Below are 4,289 nucleotides of genomic sequence, written 5' to 3' on the forward strand. Positions count from 1 at the left end.
AGGATCATCGGCGCATCGGGTAGGCGCGGGCGAGCAACAGGTAGAGGACGGCGCCGAAGGCGAGGATGGCGCTGGCGATCCAGAGCGACAGCGCGAAGCCGCGGGCGGCGTTGCCGCTGCGCGCCACCAGCCAGGCAGCCAGCGGCGGGCCGGCGATCTGGCCCACGCCGTACATCGCGGTGAGCAGTCCCATGGTGCTCGCCGGCTGCACCGGCCGCACGCGCCGCACTTCCTGCATCGCGAAGAAGGTGATGGCCGTGAAGGGCAGCCCCAGCAGAACGCTCCCGATTGCGAAACCGGCCGGCGTGGGCGACACCACGCTGGCCGCCACGCCGACGGCCTGGATGGCGTAGCAGGCCGCCAGCCGCAGGCGCAGGTCGCCGGCCGAGCGCAGGCGTGACGCGAGCACCGCGCCGGCCATGACGCCGACGCCGAACAGGGGCCAGAACAGGTCCAGCGCGCGCGAATCGGGCATGGCCTGGCGCGCGATCACTGGCAGGAAGGTCGCCGTGATGATGTAGCCGATGCCGGCGAGCCCGTACGCGAAGCCCAGGAGGCCCAGCTCGAAGCCGCCGGCCGTGGCCGCCACCGGCTTCGCGGCTGCCGCACCGGCGGCCGTGACCGCCGGCGCGGGCACCGCGTTGCGGCCATCGAACACCTTCCAGGCCAGCGCGGTCAACATGGCGGCCAGTACGGCGAAGGTCAGCCAGCCGGCAGCCGCGTGCGCGCCCACCGCGACCAGCCCGGTGGCGGCCAGCCCGCTCGCCACGATGCCGGCGCCGGGGCCGACGTAGATCAGCGCCCCCATGGCCGGCTCGTTGCGGCGCGCGAGCTGCTCCAGGCACCAGGAGGACGTGTAGAGGAAGGCGACCGCGCTGCCCACGCCCGCTGCGAAGCGCAGCGCCGCCCAGGCCGCGGGCAGCTCGAAGGCCATGCCCAGGGTGAGGAGCACCGTGGCCACCAGCGAGGCGCGCACCAGGCAGGGCGCGTTCACCGCCGGCGCCCACCCGAGCCGGCGCGCGATCCAGGGCTGGAAGGTGCAGGCGAGCGCGCCCAGGAGGTAACCGAGGTAGTTCGCGCTGGCCAGCAGGCTGGCGCCGGCGATGCCGACGCTGCCTTCGGCCATCATCATCGGCAGCAGGGGCGTGAAGGCGAAGCGGCCGATGCCCATGGCGACGCCGAGGGAGACGAGGCCGGCCAGGGCGATGGCGAAGGGGCTCGGGATGCGGTGGGAGGCTTGCATTGCGCGGCGCAAGTATGCGGCATCGGCCGACGCGGGCCCGGCGCCGCTGCCGCTACCATCACGCCCCATGAAAATCATGCTCGCGCTGCGACCGTGCAGCCCCGGCCTCGCCCAGCGCCTGGCGGCGGACGATGCCCTGGCCCGCGCCCTCGGCGCCAAGGCGCATCCGGCCCTCGGCTTCCTGTTCCCCAAGTTCTTCGATGCCTCCGGGCCCGTGCTGCCGCGGCTGCTGGAACTCGCCGGCGGCGAGCCCGTGAGCTTCCTGCGCGAGATGCAGTGCAGCCCCGCGGACCTGGCGGCCTCCAGCCACTTCGAGGCGGTCTGCCGCTCCACGATCGCGCAGACGCGGGCCGATTCCAAGGCCACGATGGCGGCCTACCACGCCGACACGCTGCATCCCACCGCCAGCCGCTGGTCGGTGCGGCTGCCGCAGAAGATCTACTTGAGCAAGCCGGTTGCCGGCACCGCCATCAGCCACGTCGACGACTGGACCGGCGAGTACGTGCTGGGGCCGCAGGCCGCCGCGGCCTTGCGCGAAAGCGGCCTCACGGGGTTCGAGCTGCGCCCGCTGCTGCATGCCGACAGCGGCAGCGGCCACGAAGGGGGGCAGCACCTGGTCGCGCGCACCCTGCTGCCCGCGGCGCTGGAGGACGCGACCACTTTCGAGACCTTCGACGACGGCCCGCGCCAGCCTTCGACGCCGCGCCGCTATGGCCTGCTGAGCTATGCCGCCGGGGCCCTGGAAGACAGCCCGGACCTGGCCCGCACCGCTGAGCCCTGGGGCGCCTGGCGCACGCCGGTGTGGATCGTGCACCAGCGGGCGCGCGAGTGGTTCGATGCCGCGCAGGTGCGGGGCTGGAAGTTCCAGCCGGTGCTGCAGCAGGGCAGCCGCCTGCATGCGGAGCACACGCAGAAGTGGGAGGACGTGCTGGGACGGCTGCGCGAGGCGGGCGCTTCGGTCCTGGCTTAGCGCGCGACCAGCACCGGGATCGGCGACTCCGCCACCACCTTGCTGGCGACGCTGCCCAGCATCAGGCGCGCGACGCCCGTGCGGCCGTGCGAGCCGACGACGATCAGGTCGGCATCGACCTGGCGGGCCGATTGCACGATTCCCGTCGCCGCGGCGACATCCTCGGCCAGCCGGGCCTGGAATTCGACCGCCGGCGCCTTCTCGCACAGCGCGGCCACCTTGCTGTGGGCCTCGGCGGCGTGCTGCAGGGCGGCCGACATGTAGGCCTGGAAGCCGAGCGGGTTGGCCTCGCCGACGCCGAGGTAGGGATACGGATCGACCACGTACAGCGCGGTGAGCCGCGCCTGGTGCACGCGGGCCAGCTCCACGGCCAACTGGGCGGCGTGCTCGGAAGCGGAAGAGCCGTCGGTGGCGAAAAGGATGTGGCGGAACATGCAGGGCCTCCTTTGTTGACGATTGTAGGACCGCGTGTTGCGGCGGGGGCAACGTGGCGATTGACGTGAGTCAAGCCGCCCGACGGGGTCGGAGTCACCATCCCGCCATCGTATCCCGAGGAATTTCCATGAGCCGTTTCCAGCCCGAGCCGCTCGCCCCGGGCGAACTGGGGCGCAGCTCCGCCAACGAGTCGAGCATCGCCTCGCTGCCGGAGACGGATGCCGGCGCCGCGCCGGAAACGCCCCTGAATTCCTTCACCCGCTGCCACCTCGGCATCGTCACCCAGCTCGAAGGCACGGCGCGCCTGCCGGAACTGGTGGACGTGGCCAACCACGCGCGCCACATGGCGCAGACCACGCTGGACCTGTTCCGCCAGACCATCATCCCGCACCACGCGGAGGAGGAGGCGGAGCTGTTCCCCGCCGTGCTGCAAAGCGCCAACGCCGCCGAGCGCAAGGCCGTGCGCGGGATGGTGGAGCGGCTCACCGCCGAACACCGCGAGGTGGAAGGCCTGTGGAAGCGCCTGGAGCCTTCGGTGCGCGCGGCCGCACGCGGCAACCGCAGCGAGGTCGACGCGGAGGTGATGGAGGAGATGGTGCGCGCCTTCCTGCGCCACGCCCGCTACGAGGAGACGGTGTTCCTGCCGCTGGCCGAACGCATCCTCGGGCGCAACGGCAACCACATGGCGGCCCTGGGCCTGGCGCTGCACCTGCGCCACGTGCCGCAAGTCGTGGGCTACATCTAGGAGCCTTCCGGGGCCCCTCCGCTTGTGGCGCGGCGGCCGCGACGCTAGCATCCGAAAGGCCGCAGCGGGCGGCCGGAGGTGTTCATGCCGCAGCTCATTGCCAGCGTGAAGGGGGTCGAGGTCAAGCACGTGTTCCTGCACAAGGACCGGACGACGCTCGGACGCAAGCCGGACAACGACATCGTGCTGGATACGATGGTCGTGAGCGGCCGGCACTGCGCCTTCGAGCTCGAAAACGTGGCCGACGTCTACCTGCAGGACCTGGGGAGCACCAACGGCACCTACGTCAACGACCGCATGGTCAAGGAGCGCACCCGCCTGCACGATGGCGACGTGATCGCCATCGGCCCCTACCGCATCAAGTACCTGCAGGCGAGCGAGGAGCCCACCAGCGCCTTCGGCGGCACCCAGATGAACAGCCTCGATCCGCCGCAGCAGCACGCCAGCTTCTCGGTGGAGAACGGCTCCTCCGCGGGGCTGGAGATGCCGGTGGTGAAGGCCGTCACCACCTTCGGCAAGCCGGGCGTCTGCGTGGTCTCGGTGGCGCACCGGCGCGGCGGCTTCTTCGTCACGCACCTGGCGGGCGGCACCACCCCGCTGCTCAATGGCACGGCCGTCGGCGCCGACCCGGTGCAGCTGACCGACGCTGACACCCTGGAGCTGGGAGGCACGCGCCTGCGCTTCCAGCTCAGGGAATGAAGCACAATGGTCCCATGGGCCTGATCGACCGCATATTCAAGAACAGCCCCCCCGGCAAGGAGGAGAAGAAGCTCGGGCCGGCGACGCAGTCCAGCACCCAGTTCTACGAGGACGATCCGGACGGCGACACCCAGACCGGCCGCAACGCGCCGCGGCGCGAGCTGGTGCAGGTGATCCTGCGCGACACCATGCGCAAG

At 71.7% G+C, this 4,289-nt stretch carries 6 protein-coding genes; 4 read left to right on the forward strand and 2 right to left on the reverse strand.

Translation table 11 applies throughout. The features are described 5' to 3' along the window. Window positions 1-4 precede the first annotated feature (4 nt). Window positions 5-1,243: a YbfB/YjiJ family MFS transporter gene (locus VFM98_RS06670; RefSeq protein ID WP_325109124.1), complete on the reverse strand. Its 1,239-nt coding sequence runs from the start codon at window positions 1,241-1,243 to the stop codon at window positions 5-7. Between the two features lie 67 nt (window positions 1,244-1,310). Here VFM98_RS06670 and VFM98_RS06675 point away from each other — a divergent pair, with 67 nt between their 5' ends. Next, on the forward strand, window positions 1,311-2,213 hold the full coding sequence (locus VFM98_RS06675; RefSeq protein ID WP_325109125.1) for a hypothetical protein: 903 nt from the start codon (window positions 1,311-1,313) through the stop codon (window positions 2,211-2,213). On the opposite strand, the gene VFM98_RS06680 is transcribed toward VFM98_RS06675, so the two are convergent. Next, window positions 2,210-2,647, reverse strand: a complete 438-nt coding sequence (locus VFM98_RS06680) for a universal stress protein (protein WP_325109127.1) — start codon at window positions 2,645-2,647, stop codon at window positions 2,210-2,212. The genes VFM98_RS06675 and VFM98_RS06680 overlap by 4 nt on opposite strands. A 128-nt stretch (window positions 2,648-2,775) precedes the next feature. Here VFM98_RS06680 and VFM98_RS06685 point away from each other — a divergent pair, with 128 nt between their 5' ends. From VFM98_RS06685 to VFM98_RS06695, 3 genes are all read left to right on the forward strand, one after another. Then, the gene (locus VFM98_RS06685) at window positions 2,776-3,393 is read left to right on the forward strand and encodes a hemerythrin domain-containing protein (protein WP_325109128.1); all 618 of its coding nucleotides are present in this window, start codon (window positions 2,776-2,778) and stop codon (window positions 3,391-3,393) included. Window positions 3,394-3,477: 84 nt separating this feature from the next. After that, a complete protein-coding gene (locus VFM98_RS06690; protein WP_325109129.1) occupies window positions 3,478-4,092 on the forward strand; it encodes an FHA domain-containing protein in 615 nt (204 codons plus the stop codon). Between the two features lie 14 nt (window positions 4,093-4,106). Beyond that, window positions 4,107-4,289 (forward strand): hypothetical protein (locus VFM98_RS06695; protein WP_325109130.1); only part of this gene is annotated, 183 nt, incomplete at its 3' end.

Origin of the sequence: Ramlibacter sp., from assembly GCF_035706265.1 — a bacterium.
Lineage (GTDB): Bacteria > Pseudomonadota > Gammaproteobacteria > Burkholderiales > Burkholderiaceae_C > Ramlibacter.

Bases quoted from the DNA above. Each gene is read 5' to 3' on its own strand.
- VFM98_RS06670 (WP_325109124.1), bottom strand. From the start codon at position 1,243: ATGCAAGCCTCCCACCGCATCCCGAGCCCCTTCGCCATCGCCCTGGCC.
- VFM98_RS06675 (WP_325109125.1), top strand. From the start codon at position 1,311: ATGAAAATCATGCTCGCGCTGCGACCGTGCAGCCCCGGCCTCGCCCAG.
- VFM98_RS06680 (WP_325109127.1), bottom strand. From the start codon at position 2,647: ATGTTCCGCCACATCCTTTTCGCCACCGACGGCTCTTCCGCTTCCGAG.
- VFM98_RS06685 (WP_325109128.1), top strand. From the start codon at position 2,776: ATGAGCCGTTTCCAGCCCGAGCCGCTCGCCCCGGGCGAACTGGGGCGC.
- VFM98_RS06690 (WP_325109129.1), top strand. From the start codon at position 3,478: ATGCCGCAGCTCATTGCCAGCGTGAAGGGGGTCGAGGTCAAGCACGTG.